Source organism: Phocaeicola faecium, from assembly GCF_014837055.1.
GTDB lineage: Bacteria > Bacteroidota > Bacteroidia > Bacteroidales > Bacteroidaceae > Phocaeicola > Phocaeicola gallinarum.
The window spans coordinates 91821-112951 of sequence record NZ_JACSPQ010000053.1 but is presented as its reverse complement, the minus strand read 5'-3'; the positions used below and the strand labels follow the sequence as shown (position 1 = coordinate 112951).

The window sequence follows — 21131 nt, the reverse complement described above, 5'->3', positions numbered from 1 at the left end:
GGCAACGCTACCGCATGAGATGACTAACGCTAACGGTAGTGTTTTGGGAGTGTTTTGTCAGGAGATTTTATGTTTTGTTTTAGTCGAGCGGAACGGTTCTAACTGTTTCATTTTCAGATAGAGTCTGTTGAATGAAATATGTAAAGAAACATAAATTCGAGAAATGCTAAAGGCACAGTAACAGTGTGGTATGCTGTTACATCAGTTTGCCGAGATACTCTTTTAAGGCAGCTACATATTCAGCCAACGCTTCCCGTCCCTTGTCTGTAAGGCAGCAAGAGGTTCTCGTCTTTTTGCCCACGATTTCCTTTCTTACTTTTATATATTCGGCTTCGGACAATTTGTCAATTTGTACACTCAAGTTACCAGAAGTAGCCTGAGTGTACTCCTTGAGATAATTGAAATCAGCTTCTTCAACCGATAGCAGTAGAGATACGATTGCCAACCGGAGCTGCGAATGTAATAGAGGATCAAGTTCTTTCATACACTTACTTAGCTTTACTTCTGACAATGTGTGCAGGTATCACCATGAAAGCAAGAAACGACAGACCAAAAAGAATATTCCATGAATTGTCGTACCCGTCGGACAGGAGCATATATACCGAAGCGAGAAGCCCTACCAGCGGAAGCCATACGAATGCTTTTTCTTTAATGACAAGTCCCGTCATGGCAGTGCCGATGCCTGCATAGATAATGGATAAAGGCATCATTAGTGAAAAATTGATTATCCCCACGTATGCCCCTGTCGCTACGATGGCAAGGGTTGTGAGTGCAAACATGTTCCCTATGATTTTCCAAATGTTTCCAAGCATACTGTCGAGGTAAGTAACTACTTCAGGCTTTTTTTGTTTTCCGGCAAACGTAGTCCATAGGTATGGCACGAACATGGCAAACCAAATGAACGAAAATTCCAATTCCCCGGTAAAGTGAATCCCTGCCCATACTATAATCGAAATGATTACTGCCGCATATCCATAGTAAAGAAACGTGTTGTAGTCTTCTTTCATAGAACCTTCATTCTTTGTCTTTCTTATCATCTCGGAGATAAGCTCAAGACTTTCCATTTCATTGATTTTTCTGTCTTCCATACTTCTTAATTTTTTAGTAGTTGATTATATAGGTTAATCAAGAGTAAGAGCAATGCGCGCTATTGCTTGCTCTTGTTGTTGCAAATATAAAGTAGTTTATTTTATAAACCAAATAATATTCAGACTTTTTTTATCGGGAAGCGAAAAAGATTTCATGCTCCGGCTGCGGGTTCGGCAGCCGTATGCGAAATGAAATGACATTACTCCCGTCATATTTCGTTTATATCACAGATTTTCGCTAAGTTTGCAATAATCTTTAATGCGTAACAGATGATGAGAAAAAACATAGCTGTGGTATTGGCAGGAGGGGTGGGGAGCCGTTTGGGGCTTTCTACTCCGAAGCAGTTCTTCAAAGTGGCAGGCAAGATGGTGGTAGAGCATACGGTGGAAGTGTTTGAGACGAATCCGCATATCGACGAAATAGCCATCGTGTCTAATCCTTTCTATATCTCGGAGTTTGAGAACCTGATAATCAAAAACGGATGGAAGAAAGTAAAGAAGATATTGAAAGGAGGGAAGGAGCGTTATCATTCCAGCCTTTCTGCCATCGAAGCATACGCGGGAGCGGATGTTAATTTGATATTCCATGATGCCGTGCGTCCGTTGGTAAGCCAGCGCATCATCAATGATGTGGTGAAAGCGCTCGAAACATACGATGCCATTGATGTGGCACTTCCTTCTGCCGATACGATTATCGAGGTGGAAGGCGATTTTATCAGTCAGATACCCGACCGCTCACGACTGAAACGCGGACAGACCCCGCAGGCGTTTTCGATAGACACCATCCGCCGGGCGTATGAGATTGCGCTTAAAGATGCTGCCTTTAAGGTGACAGACGACTGTGGCGTGGTAAAGAAATACCTGCCCGATGTGCCCATCTATGTTGTAGCGGGCGAGGAAAGCAACATGAAGCTGACATACAAAGAGGATACTTATCTGCTTGATAAGTTTTTCCAACTCCGTAAGAGCGAGCTGAACCACGAAGCGATAGATATAACCCTGTTGCGCGACAAAGTAACCGTGGTGTTCGGCGGAAGTTACGGCATCGGTGCTGAAGTGGCACGCATGTTGGAACAGCACGGCGGAAAAGTATATCGCTTTTCGCGTAGCTTGAACCATACTGACGTAGGCGATCGCAATCAGGTGAGCCATGCGCTGAAAGAAGTATTTGCAAAAGAGGGCAGGATAGACTTTGTGGTGAACACAGCCGGAGTGTTGAACAAAGAGCCGCTGATAGCTACGGATTACGAAACGATTGTCTCGGCGGTACAGACTAACTACATGGGAACGGTGAACGTAGCCCTTGAAGCCTTTCCTTATTTGAAGGAAACGAAAGGAAAACTGGTGTTCTTCACCTCCAGCTCTTATACACGCGGACGTGCCTTTTACAGTATCTACTCGTCGACGAAAGCGGCGATAGTCAACTTCGTACAAGCCATCGCGCAAGAGTGGGAAGGCTTCGGAATCTGCATCAACTGTGTCAACCCTGAACGGACAAAGACTCCCATGCGGGTGCATAATTTCGGCATTGAGCCGGAAGATACTTTGCTTTCTGCCGACAAGGTAGCAGAGGCGACTCTCCAAACCCTTGCGTCCGACTATACCGGACAAGTAATCGACGTAAAACGAGAAATGGTATGAAGAATCCTTTCTTGACTGAGTATGTGAAACGGAACCTGCGGGCATGTCAGCTGAAACAGCTTGGCATCTTGGAGGAGATAGATCGGATTTGCCGCAAACATCAGATACCGTATTGGTTAGATGGCGGCAGTCTGCTGGGGGCTGTGCGTCACGGCGGCTTCATCCCGTGGGATGATGACATCGACCTTGCCATGCGCCTCGAAGACTTGCAACGCTTCATCCGCATCGCCCCGTCGGAACTGCGCGACGGCCTGTTTCTCCAAACTCCTGAAACCGACCCATCGAGCAAAGAACCGATAATCAAGATACGCGACCTCAATTCGCTGTACCTTGAAAGCGGAGACAATATGCGGGGAGACTATCAAAAGGGACTGTTTGTCGACATCTTTCCGTTTATCGACTATCCCAGTGTGCCGAAGCCGTGGGTAAAGAAGTTTACGAAAGGCATCTCAACGGCATATTCCATCCTGCACGCCCCCCACTATTATTCGTTGCGTTCGCTGGCAGAATTTTTCTGGTTCGGTGCGAAATACGGCATTTACCGGACGGTGTGGAACATACTTTGTATGCTCTACCCGAAAGACACCTATATATCAAACGTACTTATCAATAACGGCTACGGCATCATGCACCGCCGCGATTCTATTTTCCCGCTGGGCGAAATCGAGTTTGAAGGAAAACGCTTCAGCGCACCCTGTAATCCCGATGCCTACCTGAAAGACTTGTATCGCAACTACATGGATATTCCGCCGGAAGATAAGCGAAAGATACATGCCATTTACCTGCATCCCGAATTATTAGATAACCGATAAGCGATATGAAAAATGCTCTTGTAGACGTAGCCGTACTGATTCTCTTTTTCAATCGTCCGAATCAGTTGAGTCAAGTGTTCGAACAAGTAAAGAAAGCCCGCCCCTCGCGCTTGTTTCTTTACCAAGACGGGCCGCGCAATGAGAAAGACTTGCCTGGCATAGAGGCATGTCGTAAAGTAGTGGCGGATATTGATTGGGAATGTGAAGTACACCGACTCTATCAGACGCGCAACTACGGATGCGACCCTTCGGAGTACATCTCACAGAAATGGGCATTCTCAATGGCAGACAAGTGCATCGTGCTGGAAGACGATGACGTACCCTCGGTCAGCTTTTTCCGTTTCTGTAAAGAACTGCTCGATAAGTACGAAAACGATACGCGCATCAGCATGATAGCCGGGTTCAACAACGAAGAAACAACGCCCGATGTGCCTTACGATTACTTTTTTGCCACTACGTTCTCAATTTGGGGATGGGCAAGCTGGCGTCGTGTCATCGACCAGTGGGATGAGCATTACTCTTTTCTTGACGATGCTTTCAGCATGAAGCAGTTGAAGAACCTGATTGACACGCGGCGTTACCGGAAAGACTTCGTCTACATGTGTCAGCGCCACCGCGAGCACGGGAAACCTTATTACGAAACCATCTTCCACGCTTCCATACTGTTTGGTTCGGGGCTGAGCATCGTACCCACGCGCAACATGATAAATAACCTCGGAGCCACTGCCGACTCGGTACATTTCGGGAATTCCATCCATACCCTGCCGCGCGGTTACCGGAGAATCTTCACAATGAAACGCTATGAGGTCGATTTCCCGTTGAAACATCCGCGTTACATCATTGAGCATACCGCTTATAAAGAAAGCGTTTACCGCATCATGGGCTGGCGGCATCCGTGGATAAAAATCGGACGTTCGTTTGAAGAGCTGTTCCTTAACCTGCGTTACGGCAACTTTACCATCATCCGCAAAGCAATCATAAACCGAATCAACAAATGGCTGAAAAGAGACCGACACCTTTGACTATTTATTTCTATCATACCCGCCTTACGCGCGAAAGTTACGAAGAGTGGAAACAATTCCGCTTTCCGGGACATATCCTTTACGGGCTTCCCTTGCTGGAGAAATACGGCATCCGCTCGGTGATGCACCCTTACAAAGCATTTGCCTCGCGCTGGAAACTCATGCTTTATACCACCCGGAAGATTCTGTGCTGCCGCGAGAAGTACGATGTGCTTTACGGCACTTCTTTCCGCGGGTTGGAGTTGATTGTTTTTCTCCGCGCCCTCGGCTTGTACCGCAAGCCCGTGGTGATTTGGCATCATTCGGCAGTAAGCCGCGCGTCAAACCGTTTCAGGGAAGCAGTCTCCCGTTTCTTCTATCGCGGATTCGACCAGATGTTTCTTTTCAGCCGCAAACTGATACAAGACTCTATCGCTTCACGTAAAGTGGCCGAAAGCAAGCTGCAACTGATACATTGGGGACCCGATCTCGCTTTCTACGACCATCTGTTGGGCGAACTTCCTGTTTCCCTTCCGCGTCACGGCTTTATATCCACGGGTAAAGAACGCCGCGACGTGAAAACCATGCTTGAAGCCTTTGCCCGTACAAACGAAGAGTTAGAAGTATATATCGCCGAAGAAAGTAACGGCATCTCTTACCGCCGGATAGCCGACAGCCTCTGTCTGCCTCAGAACATCCGCATCCATTACACCGAAGGAGTGATACCTTACGTACTTGCACGCAAAGTGGCAGAAGCACGTTTCATTGTTATTTGTTGTCTCGATTATCCATATACGGTGGGACTGACCACGCTGGTTGAGGCTTTTGCATTGGGAATGCCCGTTATCTGCACCCGTAACCCGTATTTCGAAATGGATATCGACAAGGAAGAAATAGGCATCACCGTTCCCTACGGCGACACCGAAGGATGGGTAAATGCCATCCGTTACCTCACCGCCCATCCCGAAGAAGCCGAACGCATGGGGCGCAACGCCCGCCGCTTGGCAGAGGAACGCTTTAACTTGGAGATATTCAGCGGAGAGATAGCCAACACGTTGCTAAAATTCCGCTCGGAATAGGCGTGCAAAATTCTACCCATAGAGAGCGTAAACTCTACGGGTAGAATGGGTAAACGCATCCGCTTGAGTTAAGTAACGCTACCCATAGTATTTTGAGGTTAAATCTGGGTTAGTTTTCTTCGTATTCTTCTATGCAAAACCGGTTGATTGTTACATGCAATGAGTCATAGCTTGACCGATAGGATACCACACGTATTGCCATCCCGTCGTTTGCTTCAAGAATGTACTCGTTTTTTTTGTTGTTCATACGATACCACATGTTATTCTGACCGTAGATGAATCTTATCACATTGTCTTTGGACTGGTAATCCCAACTGATTTTGTATTATTTGCCTCGTCAGCATTATTCAGTTACAACTATGGATTTCATGGATTTCGGAGGAAAGCAAGATAATTGCTATTTGATAAAAGAGGGTTTTCTGTTGTGGAAAATAAACGGCGACAGGATTGAAAAAAGATTCCGTTTGGAGGGCAACGGTTCTAATATGATTATACATATTCTGGTGCGGAAAGGAGAGATAAAGTTAAACTCAGACGGCAAACCATATTTGCTGACTGAAGACTGTCTTGCCAATTTCCTCGACAGCCGTTTTCTGGATATTCTGGAGATATCCTGCGATGCCCAAGCATATATGTTGTTTTTAAAAGAACCGTTCATGTCATCCCTGCTAAAAAAGACACCTCCATTTCCGCCCTCATACGTGCAGAAGATAAAAATGTGTCCCATGAGTTTTCAGTCGCCTACAGGCATCAAACTCTTTTTGCAAAGGATAGAGGCTATACAGGGGATTTTTGCAGATCATACCCATCGTTTTCAGGCGGAAATGGTAAAATGTGCACTCTGGATGTTTATGATGGATATGGCAAACGAATACATTCGGCAAGAAGATGAAAGCAAAGGACATACAGAAAAAGGACGCAGGAATACGCTGTTCAAGCAATTCATAAAATTATTGTTTACAGATGTCCGCGAAGGACATTCCGTCAGTTGGTACGCTTCAAAACTCTGTGTAACGCCACAATATTTGAACCGTGTAGTAAAAGACTGTTCTCAAAAAACAGCGTATGACCTTTGTTTCCCCGATCAGGCTACGCTGACTAAATTTTTCAAACGGCAAACAGGTAAGACTCCTACCGAATATAGACGAATGTTTACTGACCGTGAATAGCTTTGGTTTCATCAGATAAAAACGAGCGATTGGTAAATCTCAATTTATAAATAACTAAAAGTGATGTTATGTATATAGTTCAAATAACAGAAAAGAAAAAGCAGTATCTTGACCTCTTACTTCTTGCCGATGAGCAGGAGGAGATGATTGACCGTTATTTGGAGCGTGGCGATATGTTTGTTTTGCAAGATGAGCATAAAAAAGCAATTGCTGTAGCTGTGGTAACGGTTGAGGGCGATAATGTTGTGGAATTAAAAAATCTTGCTGTGCTGAAAGAGGAACAAGGGAAAGGGTATGGTAAGCGCATGATTGAGTATGTATGTAAGTTCTATTTTGAAAAATACCGTATGCTATTTGTTGGGACAGGAGATGTTGATGTTACGGTAGGCTTTTACAAGCATTGTGGTTTTACTTATTCGCATCGGGTGAAAAACTTTTTTATAGAAAACTATGATCATCCCATTTATGAGGATGGTGTACAACTAAAGGATATGGTTTATTTAAGTAGAAATATTTAAAGGAACAAGACGTCTATCTAATTGCAAAAAGAGTCCCTTATGCGTTTGATTATTTCAATAAGGTAATTCAGGAGCGAAGGTTCTGGATGGAAGTGGCTTTGAATATGGAAAAATTCAGAGTAATGGGCTCCCGATTGAGACCCATAAAGAAAAATCCCTTGAAAGTGATTGACCTTCAAGGGATTTTAATTTCTGTTGCGGTGCGTACGGAATTTGAAGCCAAAGACAAGGAAATATCACGTTTGAATACTTTGCTTGAAAAGGCTTTCAAGTGGTTTCCGATGCTCAGGGAGATGTTGAGAATGGAAAAGTTGTGCGCTGCCATCGGCTTCACCAAAGAAATGATAGAGAGCCTTCTGACAAAGAAAGAAGCTATCAGATGCAACGGCAGGATTTATTCTGAAGAACACAGACGGAAGTTTGACATCAAGAATGATATTTTCAAGGTAGAGCAAAGTCCAACCGATAGCAGTAAACTCGTGCTAACCATAAACAAACAGCCAATTGGAGACTGGTTCAAGGAACAGTTTGGCAAGTTGGGGCATGGCTTTCGGAAAGCACCTGATGAACCGAGAAAAGGAGGAGGATTTAGATTATAAACATTAATTCGCTCGTATCGAATAGATAGGAGTAATCAAAAAAATGTTGGTTACTCCTTTTTTCGTATCTTTATGCCGCCTAAGTAGATTAAGAATCGTAAACAGGCTTTTTCCAGATGAAGAAAATCTACGGTTAGTATGACAGAAGAAGAAAAGATAAATATTAAGGAACAATTCAATTACATTGTCAAAGACGGCATAGCTCCTATTTTGAAATCCGCAGGGTTTAGGAAGAAAGGCAATAATTTTCATGCTCATGTAAGAGAATTAGATTGGTGTATCAATATACAAAAAGACGGGTGGGGATTTGATCGTTATTTCAATCAATGGGGTTTTACAATCAATATTGGTGTAACTTGGAGCGATTATGCAATCTGCTTGTTTAACAAAGTCAGTGATTTCCCTTTGGAAGGTTATTGTCCGATAAGAGCTCGTATAGGGACTATTATGGGTAAAGGTGATTATTGGTTCAAATTGCGCCCTCATCAGGATTGTTCACCAGTAAAAGATTTGATTTGCTCCACAATAAAGGAGAAAGTTCTGCCATTATTAAACGACATCAAATGCTTGAATGATTTATGGAATTTTATAGAGGATAATCGTCCATGGCACACTTTCCTGATTAAGCTGTTTCATGTCAAGTCCAAACAAAAAGTCTTTAGTGTTACTCCAATTGACTTGTATGTGTTGTGTCTTGCGACAGGAAAAACGAAAAAGGCAAAACTGTTGAGAAGAAAAATGGAGCGACGAAAAGTAAATGACTCACTATTAGACAAAATAGTTGAAACATACGGAAAAAGAAGCCCTGAAACTGACCGATTTCTGTAACTTTAGTCTCTGAGGACATAGTGGTAATTGTTTATATGTTATAATTCGTCGCTATAAATTTAACTTTTTTATCTCTATATTCTTAATTTTCAAGCGAATAATTTTAATCCTTATATCGAACTCACATTAATATGGAAGAATCATTCAAACTGAGAGCATGGACTAGAGCGGACATACCGGCATTGGCAAAATACCTGAACAACAAAAAGATTTGGAACAACTGTCGTGACACCCTTCCTTATCCCTATACGGAAAAGGATGCAGAGCAATTCATCGGTTTCGTTGAAGGGCAAAGCGAACAGAACAATTACTGCATCGAGATAAATCACGAAGCAGCAGGCAATATAAGCTTCATCCGGGGCACGGACGTAGAGCGGTACAACGCCGAACTGGGCTACTGGCTTGCCGAACCGTATTGGAACCGGGGCATCATGTCCGAAGCCGTCAAACAGGCCGTAGAAGATTATTTAAGCCATTCAGACACGATACGGATCCATGCCCATGTTTACGAGAATAACCCGGCTTCGATGAAGGTTCTCGAAAAAGCCGGCTTCCAAAAGTGCGGCATCTTCAGGAAAGCCTGCTTCAAGAACAGACAGTTTGTCGATTGCCATTGTTGTGAATTAGTGAATCTGAAGAAGATAAACTAAAAGCACCCGGCTTTACATTCTTGGGTGTAAAATCGGGTGCTTATTTTGTAAAACATTGATTTTCAATGTTTATTGCGGTGCGTACGGGACTCGAACCCGTGACCCCATGCGTGACAGGCATGTATTCTAACCAACTGAACTAACGCACCATTAAGTTTTTTGTTTTTATCGTTGCTATCTCTCTCGATTGCGTTGCAAAGGTACGACTAATTTTGGAATCTGCAAATGTTTTGGCAAACTTTTTTCAAAAAATTTTCTTTGTGCCTGATTTTCAGTAGGGTTTAAATGCAAAAAAAATATACGGATTGAGGTTCGCTCATCCGTATATTCTTTATAAAACCGAAAAGAATGTGTCTTACTTGATGCGTTTGTAGCCGTAAACAGCTAAATCGCCCAGTTCTTCTTCGATGCGAAGCAACTGGTTGTACTTAGCCATGCGGTCGGAACGGCTCAATGAACCGGTCTTGATTTGTCCGCTGTTGGTGGCTACGGCGATGTCGGCAATGGTTGCATCTTCCGTTTCGCCTGAACGGTGAGAGGTTACTGTGGTGTAACCGTGACGGTGTGCCATTTCAATGGCATCGAGCGTTTCGCTCAGCGAACCGATTTGGTTTACCTTGATAAGGATAGAGTTGGCACATCCCGTAGCGATACCTTTTGAGAGGAATTCTACGTTGGTTACAAACAAGTCGTCGCCTACCAGCTGGCAGCGGTTGCCGATGCGTGCCGTCAGTTTTTGCCATCCTTCCCAGTCGTTTTCGCTCATGCCGTCTTCGATAGAGTCGATGGGGTATTTGCTGATCAGTTCTTCCAGATATGCGATTTGTTCGTCAGAAGTGCGTTTCTTGCCTTTTTCACCTTCAAAGATGGTATAATCGTATACGCCGTCTTTGTAGAATTCTGAAGAAGCACAGTCCATGCCTATCATTACGTCTTTTCCCGGTTCATATCCGGCTGCGCGGATGGCTGCCAGAATTGACTCAAGGGCATCTTCTGTTCCGTTCAGTGCCGGGGCAAAGCCGCCTTCATCGCCTACTGCCGTGCTGAGTCCGCGGTCGTGTAACACCTTTTTCAGCGCGTGGAACACTTCCGCTCCCATCCGAAGTCCTTCACGGAACGACGGTGCTCCTACCGGGCGAATCATGAATTCTTGGAATGCGATCGGCGCATCGCTGTGCGAACCTCCGTTGATGATGTTCATCATCGGTACGGGCATTACGTAAGTGTTGGTTCCGCCGATGTAGCGGTACAGCGGGATGTTCAGGTAGTTGGCTGCGGCTTTCGCAACGGCGAGCGATACACCGAGAATGGCGTTGGCACCGAGGTTGGACTTGGTTTTTGTACCGTCGAGTTCCAACATTTTTTTATCGATGGCACGCTGGTCGAATGCCGACCATCCGATTAGCGCCGGAGCGATTACGTTGTTTACGTTTTCAACAGCCTTTAATACGCCTTTTCCGCCGTAGCGTTTCGGGTCTTTGTCTCGTAGTTCCAGTGCCTCATGTTCACCGGTTGAGGCTCCCGAAGGTACTGACGCGCGTCCTACAACGCCCGATTCCAATTTTACTTCTACCTCTACGGTAGGGTTTCCGCGTGAATCAAGGATTTCACGTCCTATAATTGCTTTGATTTTCATGTTTTTATTGTTTTAGTAGTTGTTGATTGATATACACAAAGATGGGAAGATTCGGATAGATGCGCAATACCTGAAAATAGGTATTTTCGCCTGTGTTTTTTCTGAATGCAGTGTGTCTTCAAACGCTACCCGTAGCGTTGAGTAATTCATCCGCTTGCGTACCGGAGTTTATCCGCTTAGGTTGGTCGGTTTAACCGCATGTTTTCGGACTCTGATTTTCAGTTGTTTATCTTTGGTCTTATATCAGAGGTGGGAGAGAGGTACCGTCACCCCATCACGGCCGGTTTAGGTCTGCTGAAAAGTAAGTAGTTAACCGTGATGGGAGCGTGACGGATTAAAAAAAGTGGATTGCCAGCGCCTTGCGGCGTATTACATTAATAGTTGGTTTTCTTCAGTTCGAAGTATGCCTGAGGGTGCAAGCAAGCCGGACAGATTTCCGGAGCTTCTGTACCTACATACAGGTAACCGCAGTTGCGGCATTGCCATACTACTTCTGTATCTTTCTTAAATACCTTGCCTTCTTCTACGTTTTTAGCCAGAGCGAGATATCTTTCTTCGTGTCCTTTCTCGGCTACTGCGATTTCGCGATACATTTTGGCGATTGCCGGGAAACCTTCTTCATCGGCGATGTCGGCAAATTTCGGGTAATCGAGTGACCATTCTTCGTTTTCTCCTGCAGCGGCAGCTTTCAGGTTTTCAAGTGTGTTGCCGATTACTCCTGAGGGATAGCTGGCTGTGATTTCCACCATTCCGCCTTCCAGCCATTTGAACATGCGTTTAGCGTGTTCTTTTTCTTGGTCAGCAGTTTCGGTAAAGATGGCAGCTATTTGCTCATATCCTTCTTTTTTCGCTGCACTTGCAAAGTAAGTGTAACGCATTCTTGCTTGAGATTCTCCTGCAAATGAAATACCCAGATTCTTCTCAGTTCTTGTTCCTTTGATACTTTTTCCCATAATTATTAGTTATTTAGTTGGTTGATAATTCGTGTTCTTTTTTCTGATTACAAAGATAGTAATTTTATTCAAATTTGTAATCATTACAGCTTATATTTATAATCTATTAATACTTTTTGCCTCTTTGCTAAAAGAAAAACACATTTCAAGCGGGGAATGTTTCTTAAAATATATACTTTTGCACCTCTTTTTACATACAATAACATATTAGGAATTTCTATGAAAGGATTTAATTTTCAGCCGAAACTCTTTGCAACGATGCGGGGTTATACGAAAACAGACCTGACGACCGACGTTATGGCGGGTATCATTGTGGGTATTGTAGCTCTGCCTTTGGCTATTGCTTTCGGCATTGCTTCAGGGGTGAGTCCTGAGAAGGGTATTATTACTGCCATTGTTGCAGGGTTTGTGGTTTCGTTGTTGGGAGGAAGCAAAGTACAGATTGGCGGTCCCACCGGCGCTTTTATCGTTATTATTTACAGCATTATCCAAGAATACGGTATCGAGGGGCTGATGGTGGCCACCATGATGGCGGGAGTGCTTCTTATATTATTGGGAGTGTTCAAGCTGGGTACGATTATCAAATTCATTCCCTATCCGATAATCATCGGGTTTACGAGTGGTATTGCCGTTACGATTTTTACTACGCAGATAGCCGATGTATTCGGGCTGAATTTCGGGGGAGAGAAAGTGCCCGGCGACTTTGTGGGGAAGTGGATGCTGTATGTCCGCCATTTTGATACGGTAAACTGGTGGAATGTTGTGGTGAGTGTAGTCAGTATCCTTATTATTGCCCTTACGCCCAAGTTTTCGAAAAAGATACCCGGTTCGCTGGTAGCCATCGTGGTGGTTACGCTGGCGGTTTACTTGATGAAGGTGTACGGAGGCATTACTGCCGTCGATACCATTGGCGACCGTTTCAGTATTAAGTCGCAGCTTCCCGAAGCGGCTGTTCCTTCACTTAACTGGGAAGCTGTGAAAAATCTGTTTCCGGTAGCTATTACCATTGCCGTATTGGGGGCTATCGAATCGCTGCTTTCGGCTACGGTGGCAGACGGTGTCATTGGCGACCGTCATGATTCGAATACCGAACTTGTAGCACAGGGGGTGGCGAATATTGTTTCGCCGATTTTCGGAGGGATTCCTGCTACCGGTGCGATAGCGCGTACGATGACCAATATTAATAATGGTGGAAAATCTCCGGTGGCAGGTATCGTACATGCCGTCGTGCTGTTGCTCATCTTGCTGTTTCTGATGCCGCTCGCGCAGTATATCCCGATGGCATGTCTTGCCGGGGTATTGGTGGTTGTATCTTATAATATGAGCGGTTGGCGCGTATTCAAGGGCTTGCTGAGAAATCCGAAAGCAGATGTGGTAGTGTTGTTGATCACGTTTTTCCTCACCGTTATTTTCGATTTGACCGTAGCCATCGAAGTAGGCTTGGTTATAGCCTGCGTGCTCTTTATGAAGCGTGTAATGGAAACCACCGAAATATCTGTAATTACCGACGAAATAGACCCGAATAACGAGTCCGACCTCGAAGTACACGAAGAACATCTGATTATTCCGCAGGGGGTAGAAGTGTATGAAATCAACGGTCCTTATTTCTTTGGCATTGCCACCAAGTTTGAAGAAATCATGGCACGGCTGGGCGACCGTCCGAAGATTCGCATCATCCGTATGCGCAAAGTTCCGTTTATCGACTCTACGGGTATTCATAACCTCGATACACTGTGCCGGATGTCGCAAAAAGAAAATATTCATATTATTTTGTCGGGGGTAAACCCACAAGTGCATAGCGTACTTGAAAAGTCCGGATTCTATGAGCTGTTAGGCAAAGAAAACATTTGCAGCAATATAAACGAAGCCATCGAAGTGGCAACGAAGGAGATGGCAGAACTTAATAACCTTGAAAAATCTGTTAACAGCGATTAAGCTGTAGCAGGTTCTTCTTAAAACATGTTATAAAACACCTTTTAAAGGTCGGAATATTTGCGTCATCGCCAAAAGTCCGTATCTTTGCATCGTGTTTTTCATAGTATTAGATTTAAGGTTAACAAAGGTTGGAGTACAGCGGTACTCCTTTTTTTATGCCCTGACTTTTCTATTTGTCTGTATCAGGATATGTAGGATAAAATAATAAAATGAAATCGGCTGAGTATTGGTTATAAAATACTCAGCCGATTTCTTCGTACCCAGACCCGGGGTCGAACCGGGATGGATGTTACTCCACTGGTGTTTGAGACCAGCGCGTCTACCGATTCCGCCATCTGGGCAACTGTTTCGCTTAATTGCGGTGCAAAGGTAAGTCATTTTTCCGATACTCACAAATTTTGGAAAACTTTTTCTCTAACTTTTTTCTTGACAATCTGAATTGAAGGCATAAAAAAAGGAGTACCGCTGTACTCCAACCTTTGTTAACCTTAAAATCTAATACTATGAAAAACACGATGCAAAGATACGGACTTTTTGTAAACTGACAAGTGTTTCCTCCTAAAAATTGTGTTTTATAACATAGATTAAGAGTTTTCATGTATATTTACTGATTAAAACCTTACGAAAGCGAGGGCGGAATTTCTATGGATAGCGTTGGTTTGCACTACTGTTAACGTCTTGAGGTTTATCTCGTTGTTTCCTTCGATGCTACGGATAGGTATTTTTCGGATTGCCTGTGTGGGGAGAGAGTTGACAGCCTGAAGGAAATACCCCGACTGTTCCCGGTGCGTTTTAAGGCAATCAAGTCTTATTTTTCTGCACACTATCTATAAAAATGTGCAAAGAAAATACATTTATTTGCTTGAATATTTGGTTAAGACGAGAAATATTTATTCCTTTGCACCGAAAAAATCAATAATTTATTTATTTATAAACTTAAAAAATTAGAATTATGTCTGAAATCGCATCAAAAGTACAGAAAATTATCGTTGATAAATTGGGCGTAGAAGAATCAGAAGTAGTACCTACCGCAAGTTTCACTAACGATTTGGGTGCAGACTCTTTGGATACCGTAGAATTGATTATGGAATTTGAAAAAGAATTCGGTATCTCTATTCCTGACGATCAGGCAGAAAAAATCCAAACTGTAGGCGACGCTATTTCCTACATTGAAGCTAACGCAAAATAATTTAATTTCTCTTATGGAATTAAAAAGAGTAGTAGTAACGGGTCTTGGCGCGTTGACTCCGGTTGGTAATACGGTTCCGGAATTTTGGAACAACCTTGTAAACGGAGTGAGCGGGGCAGGACCTATTACTCATTTTGATGCGTCAAAATTTAAAACGCAATTCGCTTGCGAGGTAAAAGGATTCAATGCCAATGATTTTATTGACCGAAAAGAGGCTCGCAAGATGGACCTTTATACGCAGTACGCAATTGTGGCTGCCAAAGAAGCCGTAGCGGATTCCGGCATTGACGTTGAAAAAGAAGATTTAAACAGAGTCGGAGTTATCTATGGTGTCGGCATCGGAGGTCTTCATACGTTTGAAGAAGAAGTGCTGAATTATGCGCAGACGAAAGATACCATCGGGCCGCGATTCAATCCTTTCTTTATCCCGAAAATGATTGCCGACATTGCAGCCGGACATATCTCAATGATATACGGTTTTCATGGACCTAACTTCACCACAACCTCGGCTTGTGCTTCATCATCTAATGCCATTGGCGCAGCATTCGATTTGATTCGTTTGGGCAAAGCTAACATTATCTTGGCAGGAGGAGCTGAAGCTACTATTTTCCCGGCAGGTGTGGGAGGATTTAACTCCATGAATGCTTTGTCTACCCGCAATGACGACCCCACTCATGCTTCACGTCCGTTTAGCGCAAGCCGCGACGGTTTTGTGATGGGAGAAGGAGCCGGATGCCTGATTCTGGAAGAATTAGAACATGCCAAAGCGCGCGGTGCAAAAATATATGCCGAATTGGCCGGTACGGGAGCTTCTGCCGATGCTTATCATATCACGGCTTCTCATCCAGAAGGTTTGGGAGCTAAGTTGGTTATGTCGAATGCATTGGAAGATGCCGGAATGAAACCGGAAGACATCGACTATATTAATGTACACGGAACTTCTACACCGGTAGGTGATATATCTGAGGTGAAAGCCATCCAAGCATTGTTCGGAGACTATGCTTATAAACTGAACATCAGTTCTACGAAGTCAATGACTGGACACCTGTTGGGAGCTGCCGGAGCGGTAGAAGCTATTGCTTGCGTATTGTCTGTAAAGAACGATATTGTGCCTCCGACTATCAATCACGAAGAAGGGGATAACGATGAAAATATTGATTATAACCTGAACTTCACTTTCAACGAGGCTCAAAAACGTACCGTTCGTGCCGCATTGAGCAATACCTTTGGTTTTGGCGGACACAACGCATGTGTAATCATGAAAAAATACGCCGAATAACCGTGGTTTGTAATATAATAGATAAGATAAGACTCCTTTTCCGAAAAGATAAGGAGTCTTATCTTTGTTTTTATAGGATGTTGGGATTTTATCCCAGAAATATCGAGATTTACCAGCAGGCTTTGCTGCACAGGTCTTCATCGATTAAAGAAAAAGGCCGGCTGCTGAACAACGAGCGGCTGGAATTTCTAGGCGACGCCATCCTCGATGCCATTGTAGCCGATATCGTTTATAAGCATTTCGAAGGTAAACGCGAGGGCTTTCTGACGAATACCCGTTCTAAAATCGTTCAGCGCGAAACGCTCAATCGTGTAGCCGTAGAAATAGGGTTGAATAAACTGATTAAGTATGCCACGAAGCAGTCTTCGCATAACAGTTATATGTGTGGCAATGCTTTCGAAGCCCTTATTGGAGCAATTTATTTAGACAGAGGCTATCGGGTGTGTAAAAAGTTCATGGAAGAACGTATTATCGACCGCTATTTGAATCTGGAAAAAATTTCACGTAAAGAGGTTAATTTTAAGTCGAAGCTGATAGAATGGAGTCAGAAAAATAAATTTGAGATAGAATTTAATTTGCTGGACCAGTCAGTAGATGCAGACCAAAACCCCACGTTCGAGACTCAAATAACGGTAGAAAACATCCCCGCAGGTTCCGGAAAAGGTTATTCCAAGAAAGAATCGCAGCAGGAGGCTGCCCGTGAAACGTTATCGAAAATTAAAAGCGACCCGCAATTCATCGATGCCATTTTTGCGGCAAAGGCTGAACGCGAACAGGCGCAGGAAGCAAAGACTGAAGCCGATGGAATGCCCCAGCAGGAAGAAACCGTTCGGGAAGAACTGTTGGAAAGCAAAAAAACTGCAGAAAAGTATGATGACGTAGAGCGTATTATCAGCGAAGCAGAAGAAGCAGCTTTTCTTGAAGAATCGGTCAAAGCATCGAAAGAGAATAAAAAAGAAAAAGTGTAATAGTCAGTAAGCGTTCTGACTATTACATAATTTCAAAACGGCGTACTTCGGCATTCTGCATGTGACCGATACTGCGTAATGCGTCTGCTTTTATGCCGAGAATATGTGCTTCGATAGAACGGTTTATTTGTCCGTGAGCTACTACAAGCACCCGTTTCCCCTCGTAATGTTGTTTTAAGTAATCCAAAAAGCGTCCGGCACGGGCATACAACATCTCGCGCGTTTCGGCATCGGCAGGCGGATTGTTCAGCTCCACAGAGTTCAGCGACAAGCCGGTCCAGCTTCCCCAATCAATCTCACGCAGCAACGGTGTTTGTTCCCACGGCAGCCCCCGATATCCCACGGCAAGCGAAACGGTATCTGTTACCCGCTTCAGATCGCTGCTGATAATTGCATCCAAACTTATATCTTTCAATTTCCGTCCCATTTCCTTTGCCTGACATTTCCCTGTCTCTGTTAACGTTCCGGGTAAATGTCCCTGAAAAATGTGGTTCAGATTTTCTTCCGTCTGCCCGTGACGGGCTAAATAAAGTGTAATCATTCGTCTGACATTTATTCTCACAAAGATAACCATTTAGGGGATGTGTACAAAGAGCTTGTTCAAACTTTATCCGACTTGGTCAGAAGCCTGAAAAACGCTACCCATAGAACCGGTCAACGCTATGGGTAGAATCGGTCAACGCTACCGCATGAGTTGGCCAACGCTAACGGTAGCGTTTTTCGGGGTATAACGGCGGATAATTTCGGCTTATGCTTCCGCAAGCGGAAAATTTTAGAAACTGTTTTGAATTTATCGTGCGATGATTTGGGATGATTTTTTGAGGCATTTCCGCTTGTGTGATAAGGAAGATAGCGGGCTATCTGACAAAGAACAGAAGTGGAAAAGACCGAAAAATCGCCCAAAGCGCACACGAAAACGGATACATCAAGCTAAGAAAAACTTTTTGTAGAAATTCAAAACAGTTTCTTAATAGGTTTGAATTATATTTGGAAGAGAGGAAAAGATTGCTTACTTTTGTTCACATTAAAGCCTTATTTTGCACAAACTTAAAACAAACAAGTATATTGATTATGGCAGACTCAAAAACGATTATCAGCGGAGCTGAAGAGAAAATGGACATGGCAGTCATGTATTTAGACGAATCATTGGCTCACATTCGTGCCGGAAAAGCCGACGTTCGCCTGCTGGACGGAATTCGTGTAGACTCTTACGGAAGCATGGTTCCTATCAATAATGTGGCAGCAGTTACTACGCCCGACGCTCGTAGTATCGCCATTAAACCGTGGGATAAGAATATGTTCCGTGTCATTGAAAAGGCGATTATTGATTCTGAACTGGGAATCATGCCGGAAAATAACGGTGAAATCATCCGCTTGGGGATTCCTCCTTTGACCGAAGAACGACGCAAGCAACTGGCAAAACAGTGTAAGGCAGAAGGTGAAACAGCCAAAGTGAGTGTTCGTAATGCGCGCCGTGATGCAATCGACGCACTGAAGAAAGCCGTAAAAGACGGTATGCCGGAAGACGAACAGAAGAACTCGGAAGCCAAATTGCAGAAAATTCACGACAAGTATATCAAGCAAATAGACGATTTGCTTGCAGCTAAAGACAAGGAAATCATGACTGTATGATGTAAAGATTGGAAATTGGAAATGGAGAAGCGGAAATATGAAACCGTATAACAAGGCGGGGGTTTTTTGTTTCTCTATTTTCAATTTAAAGAGAGTTTATGGATAAAGGTTTAGTTATAAAAAATACAGGAAGTTGGTATGTAGTAAAGACCGACGATGGACGGACGGTAGAATGTAAAATTAAGGGAAATTTCCGTTTGAAGGAAATTCGCAGTACAAATCCTATTGCCGTGGGCGACCGGGTTTCGATTTCGGTCAATGCCGAGGGTACGGCTTTTATTACTTCCATAGAAGACCGCAAGAATTACATTATACGCCGGGCTTCCAACCTCTCCAAGCAGTCGCACATCATTGCTGCCAACTTAGACCAGTGTATGCTGGTTGTTACAATCAATTATCCTGAAACTTCCACCATCTTCATCGACCGTTTTCTTGCTACAGCCGAGGCATATCGCATACCTGTTTGTTTGGTTTTCAACAAAGTAGACTTATATACCGAAGACGAGTCTCGTTACTTGGATGGATTAATTAACCTTTATACCCATCTTGGGTATGCCTGTTACAAGGTTTCGGCTTTAAATAACACGGGCATTGATGCTGTCAAGGCAGCATTGGCAGGAAAGGTTACGTTATTCTCAGGCAATTCGGGCGTTGGAAAGTCGACACTTATTAATGCCATACTTCCGGAACAACAGCTCAAAACGGGAGAAATCTCGGCAGCCCATAACAAGGGAACGCATACTACTACTTTTTCGGAGATGTATCCGGTAGATAAGGAAGGCTATCTTATCGACACGCCGGGAATCAAAGGATTTGGAACGTTTGATATGGACGAAGAAGAGGTGGGGCATTATTTCCGGGAAATATTTGAATTTTCGGCAAACTGCAAATACAATAACTGCACGCATCGTCATGAGCCGGGTTGCGCCGTGCGCGAAGCGGTGGAAAAACATTACATTAGCGAGTCGCGCTATGCCTCTTACCTGAATATGCTGGAAGATAAAGAAGAAGGGAAATACCGCGCTCCGTATTAGCACAAAACATTAATCACTGAAAAACACATGGACAAACGCATCAAATGGGGAATTATCGGTGTGATAGGAATTGGTTTGGCCGTATTGGGAATCCGTACTTTCACACCCAGAGAGAATGAAGATTTATCGGAGGCGGAACGTTCGCTGCCGAGAGAATCAACTTCATCGAAAGCATTGAATGTAAACGCGAAAATCATAAAGCCGCACTTGCTGACCGAAGAACTTTTCGTAACCGGTAGACTCGTGCCCGACGAGGAAGTGAATTTATCGTTTGAAACATCGGGGAAAATAATAGATATTAATTTTCAGGAAGGAACCTTCGTTACCGAAGGACAGTTGTTGGCAAAGGTGAACGACAGTCAGCTACAAGCCCAACTGAAACGGCTTGAAGCTCAAATGCCCCTTGCCGAAGACCGTGTGTTTCGTCAGAACGCACTGCTTCAGCGTGACGCCGTAAGTAAGGAGGCTTATGAGCAGGTAAAAACCGAACTTGCCACACTTCATGCCGATATAGAGAATGTGCGTGCCAGCATTGATATGACGGAACTTCGTGCGCCGTTCGACGGCATTATCGGTTTGCGCCAAGTGAGTGTCGGAGCATACGCTTCACCTACTACGGTAATCGCAAAATTGACGAAAATCACCCCGCTGAAAGTGGAGTTTGATGTCCCCGAACGGTATGCCCATCAGATAAAGAAAGGAACCAATCTTTCTTTTGAAATCGAAGGACATCTGGATTCTTTCAACTCAACGGTCTATGCAACCGAATCGCGCATTGACGATGAAACCCATACATTGACCGTGCGGGCGCTTTACCCTAACGAGGGCGGCAGCCTGCTTCCGGGGCATTATGCAAATATCCAATTAAAACAACAGGAAATAGCTGATGCCATTGCCATTCCTTCCGAAGCCATAGTGCCGGAAATGGGCAAGAATAAAGTTTTCATTTATCGTTCGGGGGTAGCTCAGCCGGTAGATGTAGAAATAGGTATTCGTACCGATGCGGAAGTACAGATTTTACGTGGGCTGGCAGCGGGCGATACGATTCTCACCTCCGGTACTTTGCAGTTGCGTCAGGGTATGCCGGTTATCATAGATAAAATCGATTAATATGCGTGGC

21 protein-coding genes, 2 tRNA genes and 1 pseudogene are annotated in these 21131 nt (G+C 44.1%); 16 read left to right on the top strand and 8 right to left on the bottom strand.

What is annotated here, in order from left to right:
* Positions 1-196 precede the first annotated feature (196 nt).
* Both H9626_RS14210 and H9626_RS14205 read right to left on the bottom strand, forming a co-directional pair.
* Positions 197-484 carry a winged helix-turn-helix domain-containing protein gene (locus tag H9626_RS14210; RefSeq protein WP_178256049.1) on the bottom strand — a complete coding sequence of 96 codons (288 nt, stop codon included), beginning with the start codon at positions 482-484 and terminating at the stop codon, positions 197-199.
* A gap of 4 nt (positions 485-488) precedes the next feature.
* Positions 489-1088, bottom strand: coding sequence for a hypothetical protein (locus tag H9626_RS14205; RefSeq protein ID WP_178256048.1), 600 nt, complete (start codon positions 1086-1088; stop codon positions 489-491).
* A gap of 273 nt (positions 1089-1361) precedes the next feature.
* Here H9626_RS14205 and H9626_RS14200 point away from each other — a divergent pair, with 273 nt between their 5' ends.
* From H9626_RS14200 to H9626_RS14185, 4 genes are read left to right on the top strand one after another with little or no spacing between them, the layout of a single operon-like run.
* Positions 1362-2729 (top strand): bifunctional cytidylyltransferase/SDR family oxidoreductase, encoded by a 1368-nt coding sequence (locus H9626_RS14200; RefSeq protein ID WP_178256058.1) that lies wholly within the window; start codon positions 1362-1364, stop codon positions 2727-2729.
* A complete protein-coding gene (locus H9626_RS14195; RefSeq protein ID WP_191710891.1) occupies positions 2726-3541 on the top strand; it encodes a LicD family protein in 816 nt (271 codons plus the stop codon). The genes H9626_RS14200 and H9626_RS14195 overlap by 4 nt, the downstream gene beginning before the upstream one ends.
* A 5-nt stretch (positions 3542-3546) precedes the next feature.
* A complete protein-coding gene (locus H9626_RS14190; protein WP_191710890.1) occupies positions 3547-4563 on the top strand; it encodes a hemolysin activation protein in 1017 nt (338 codons plus the stop codon).
* On the top strand, positions 4536-5621 hold the full coding sequence (locus H9626_RS14185) for a glycosyltransferase family 4 protein (protein WP_191710889.1): 1086 nt from the start codon (positions 4536-4538) through the stop codon (positions 5619-5621). The genes H9626_RS14190 and H9626_RS14185 overlap by 28 nt, the downstream gene beginning before the upstream one ends.
* A gap of 109 nt (positions 5622-5730) precedes the next feature.
* Here the strand turns inward: H9626_RS14185 and H9626_RS14180 are convergent, their stop codons facing one another.
* On the bottom strand, positions 5731-5868 hold the full coding sequence (locus H9626_RS14180; protein ID WP_178256044.1) for a hypothetical protein: 138 nt from the start codon (positions 5866-5868) through the stop codon (positions 5731-5733).
* 112 nt (positions 5869-5980) lie between these two features.
* On the opposite strand from H9626_RS14180, the gene H9626_RS14175 reads away from it, so the two are divergent.
* From H9626_RS14175 to H9626_RS14155, 5 genes and pseudogenes are all read left to right on the top strand, one after another.
* Positions 5981-6790 carry a helix-turn-helix domain-containing protein gene (locus H9626_RS14175; protein ID WP_191710888.1) on the top strand — a complete coding sequence of 270 codons (810 nt, stop codon included), beginning with the start codon at positions 5981-5983 and terminating at the stop codon, positions 6788-6790.
* A gap of 68 nt (positions 6791-6858) precedes the next feature.
* Positions 6859-7308 carry a GNAT family N-acetyltransferase gene (locus H9626_RS14170; RefSeq protein WP_191710887.1) on the top strand — a complete coding sequence of 150 codons (450 nt, stop codon included), beginning with the start codon at positions 6859-6861 and terminating at the stop codon, positions 7306-7308.
* 209 nt (positions 7309-7517) lie between these two features.
* A pseudogene (locus H9626_RS14165) lies at positions 7518-7907 on the top strand (mobilization protein); the annotation flags it as partial.
* Between the two features lie 138 nt (positions 7908-8045).
* Positions 8046-8735: a DUF4304 domain-containing protein gene (locus H9626_RS14160; RefSeq protein WP_191710886.1), complete on the top strand. Its 690-nt coding sequence runs from the start codon at positions 8046-8048 to the stop codon at positions 8733-8735.
* A gap of 131 nt (positions 8736-8866) precedes the next feature.
* Positions 8867-9385 carry a GNAT family N-acetyltransferase gene (locus tag H9626_RS14155; RefSeq protein WP_191710885.1) on the top strand — a complete coding sequence of 173 codons (519 nt, stop codon included), beginning with the start codon at positions 8867-8869 and terminating at the stop codon, positions 9383-9385.
* A 75-nt stretch (positions 9386-9460) separates the two neighbouring features.
* Here H9626_RS14155 and H9626_RS14150 read toward each other — a convergent pair.
* The 3 genes from H9626_RS14150 to rbr all read right to left on the bottom strand — a co-directional run bounded on the left by H9626_RS14150 (position 9461) and on the right by rbr (position 11974).
* Positions 9461-9534: transfer RNA gene (locus H9626_RS14150), tRNA-Asp, on the bottom strand.
* 206 nt (positions 9535-9740) lie between these two features.
* Complete coding sequence (gene eno / locus H9626_RS14145) at positions 9741-11021, bottom strand: phosphopyruvate hydratase (RefSeq protein ID WP_191710884.1); 1281 nt, start codon at positions 11019-11021, stop codon at positions 9741-9743.
* Positions 11022-11395: 374 nt separating this feature from the next.
* Positions 11396-11974 (bottom strand): rubrerythrin, encoded by a 579-nt coding sequence (rbr, locus tag H9626_RS14140; RefSeq protein WP_191710883.1) that lies wholly within the window; start codon positions 11972-11974, stop codon positions 11396-11398.
* A 219-nt stretch (positions 11975-12193) separates the two neighbouring features.
* On the opposite strand from rbr, the gene H9626_RS14135 reads away from it, so the two are divergent.
* Complete coding sequence (locus tag H9626_RS14135; protein WP_178256872.1) at positions 12194-13909, top strand: SulP family inorganic anion transporter; 1716 nt, start codon at positions 12194-12196, stop codon at positions 13907-13909.
* Positions 13910-14166: 257 nt separating this feature from the next.
* Here H9626_RS14135 and H9626_RS14130 read toward each other — a convergent pair.
* Positions 14167-14250 (bottom strand) — tRNA-Leu (locus H9626_RS14130).
* 611 nt (positions 14251-14861) lie between these two features.
* Between H9626_RS14130 and H9626_RS14125 the strand changes: the two genes are divergently transcribed.
* From H9626_RS14125 to rnc, 3 genes are read left to right on the top strand one after another with little or no spacing between them, the layout of a single operon-like run.
* Complete coding sequence (locus H9626_RS14125) at positions 14862-15098, top strand: acyl carrier protein (RefSeq protein WP_022353800.1); 237 nt, start codon at positions 14862-14864, stop codon at positions 15096-15098.
* Between the two features lie 13 nt (positions 15099-15111).
* A complete protein-coding gene (fabF, locus tag H9626_RS14120; protein ID WP_191710882.1) occupies positions 15112-16377 on the top strand; it encodes a beta-ketoacyl-ACP synthase II in 1266 nt (421 codons plus the stop codon).
* A gap of 2 nt (positions 16378-16379) precedes the next feature.
* Positions 16380-17345: a ribonuclease III gene (gene rnc, locus H9626_RS14115; protein ID WP_191710881.1), complete on the top strand. Its 966-nt coding sequence runs from the start codon at positions 16380-16382 to the stop codon at positions 17343-17345.
* Positions 17346-17367: 22 nt separating this feature from the next.
* On the opposite strand, the gene H9626_RS14110 is transcribed toward rnc, so the two are convergent.
* Positions 17368-17886 (bottom strand): histidine phosphatase family protein, encoded by a 519-nt coding sequence (locus tag H9626_RS14110; protein ID WP_191710880.1) that lies wholly within the window; start codon positions 17884-17886, stop codon positions 17368-17370.
* 530 nt (positions 17887-18416) lie between these two features.
* On the opposite strand from H9626_RS14110, the gene frr reads away from it, so the two are divergent.
* The 3 genes from frr (at position 18417) to H9626_RS14095 (ending at position 21121) form a co-directional block, all read left to right on the top strand.
* Entirely contained in the window at positions 18417-18977 is a 561-nt protein-coding gene (gene frr, locus H9626_RS14105; protein WP_178257206.1) for a ribosome recycling factor, read from the top strand.
* Positions 18978-19075: 98 nt separating this feature from the next.
* Positions 19076-20011, top strand: coding sequence for a ribosome small subunit-dependent GTPase A (rsgA, locus tag H9626_RS14100; protein ID WP_178257207.1), 936 nt, complete (start codon positions 19076-19078; stop codon positions 20009-20011).
* A 27-nt stretch (positions 20012-20038) separates the two neighbouring features.
* Entirely contained in the window at positions 20039-21121 is a 1083-nt protein-coding gene (locus tag H9626_RS14095; protein ID WP_191710879.1) for an efflux RND transporter periplasmic adaptor subunit, read from the top strand.
* Positions 21122-21131: the final 10 nt, after the last annotated feature.

Coding starts and splice junctions, on each gene's coding strand:
- H9626_RS14210 (WP_178256049.1), bottom strand. CDS start 484: ATGAAAGAACTTGATCCTCTATTACATTCGCAGCTCCGGTTGGCAATC.
- H9626_RS14175 (WP_191710888.1), top strand. CDS start 5,981: ATGGATTTCATGGATTTCGGAGGAAAGCAAGATAATTGCTATTTGATA.
- fabF (WP_191710882.1), top strand. CDS start 15,112: ATGGAATTAAAAAGAGTAGTAGTAACGGGTCTTGGCGCGTTGACTCCG.
- H9626_RS14135 (WP_178256872.1), top strand. CDS start 12,194: ATGAAAGGATTTAATTTTCAGCCGAAACTCTTTGCAACGATGCGGGGT.
- H9626_RS14190 (WP_191710890.1), top strand. CDS start 3,547: ATGAAAAATGCTCTTGTAGACGTAGCCGTACTGATTCTCTTTTTCAAT.
- H9626_RS14155 (WP_191710885.1), top strand. CDS start 8,867: ATGGAAGAATCATTCAAACTGAGAGCATGGACTAGAGCGGACATACCG.
- H9626_RS14200 (WP_178256058.1), top strand. CDS start 1,362: ATGAGAAAAAACATAGCTGTGGTATTGGCAGGAGGGGTGGGGAGCCGT.
- frr (WP_178257206.1), top strand. CDS start 18,417: ATGGCAGACTCAAAAACGATTATCAGCGGAGCTGAAGAGAAAATGGAC.
- rsgA (WP_178257207.1), top strand. CDS start 19,076: ATGGATAAAGGTTTAGTTATAAAAAATACAGGAAGTTGGTATGTAGTA.
- eno (WP_191710884.1), bottom strand. CDS start 11,021: ATGAAAATCAAAGCAATTATAGGACGTGAAATCCTTGATTCACGCGGA.
- H9626_RS14160 (WP_191710886.1), top strand. CDS start 8,046: ATGACAGAAGAAGAAAAGATAAATATTAAGGAACAATTCAATTACATT.
- H9626_RS14125 (WP_022353800.1), top strand. CDS start 14,862: ATGTCTGAAATCGCATCAAAAGTACAGAAAATTATCGTTGATAAATTG.
- H9626_RS14170 (WP_191710887.1), top strand. CDS start 6,859: ATGTATATAGTTCAAATAACAGAAAAGAAAAAGCAGTATCTTGACCTC.
- H9626_RS14180 (WP_178256044.1), bottom strand. CDS start 5,868: ATGAACAACAAAAAAAACGAGTACATTCTTGAAGCAAACGACGGGATG.
- rbr (WP_191710883.1), bottom strand. CDS start 11,974: ATGGGAAAAAGTATCAAAGGAACAAGAACTGAGAAGAATCTGGGTATT.
- H9626_RS14195 (WP_191710891.1), top strand. CDS start 2,726: ATGAAGAATCCTTTCTTGACTGAGTATGTGAAACGGAACCTGCGGGCA.
- H9626_RS14205 (WP_178256048.1), bottom strand. CDS start 1,088: ATGGAAGACAGAAAAATCAATGAAATGGAAAGTCTTGAGCTTATCTCC.
- H9626_RS14110 (WP_191710880.1), bottom strand. CDS start 17,886: ATGATTACACTTTATTTAGCCCGTCACGGGCAGACGGAAGAAAATCTG.
- H9626_RS14095 (WP_191710879.1), top strand. CDS start 20,039: ATGGACAAACGCATCAAATGGGGAATTATCGGTGTGATAGGAATTGGT.
- H9626_RS14185 (WP_191710889.1), top strand. CDS start 4,536: ATGGCTGAAAAGAGACCGACACCTTTGACTATTTATTTCTATCATACC.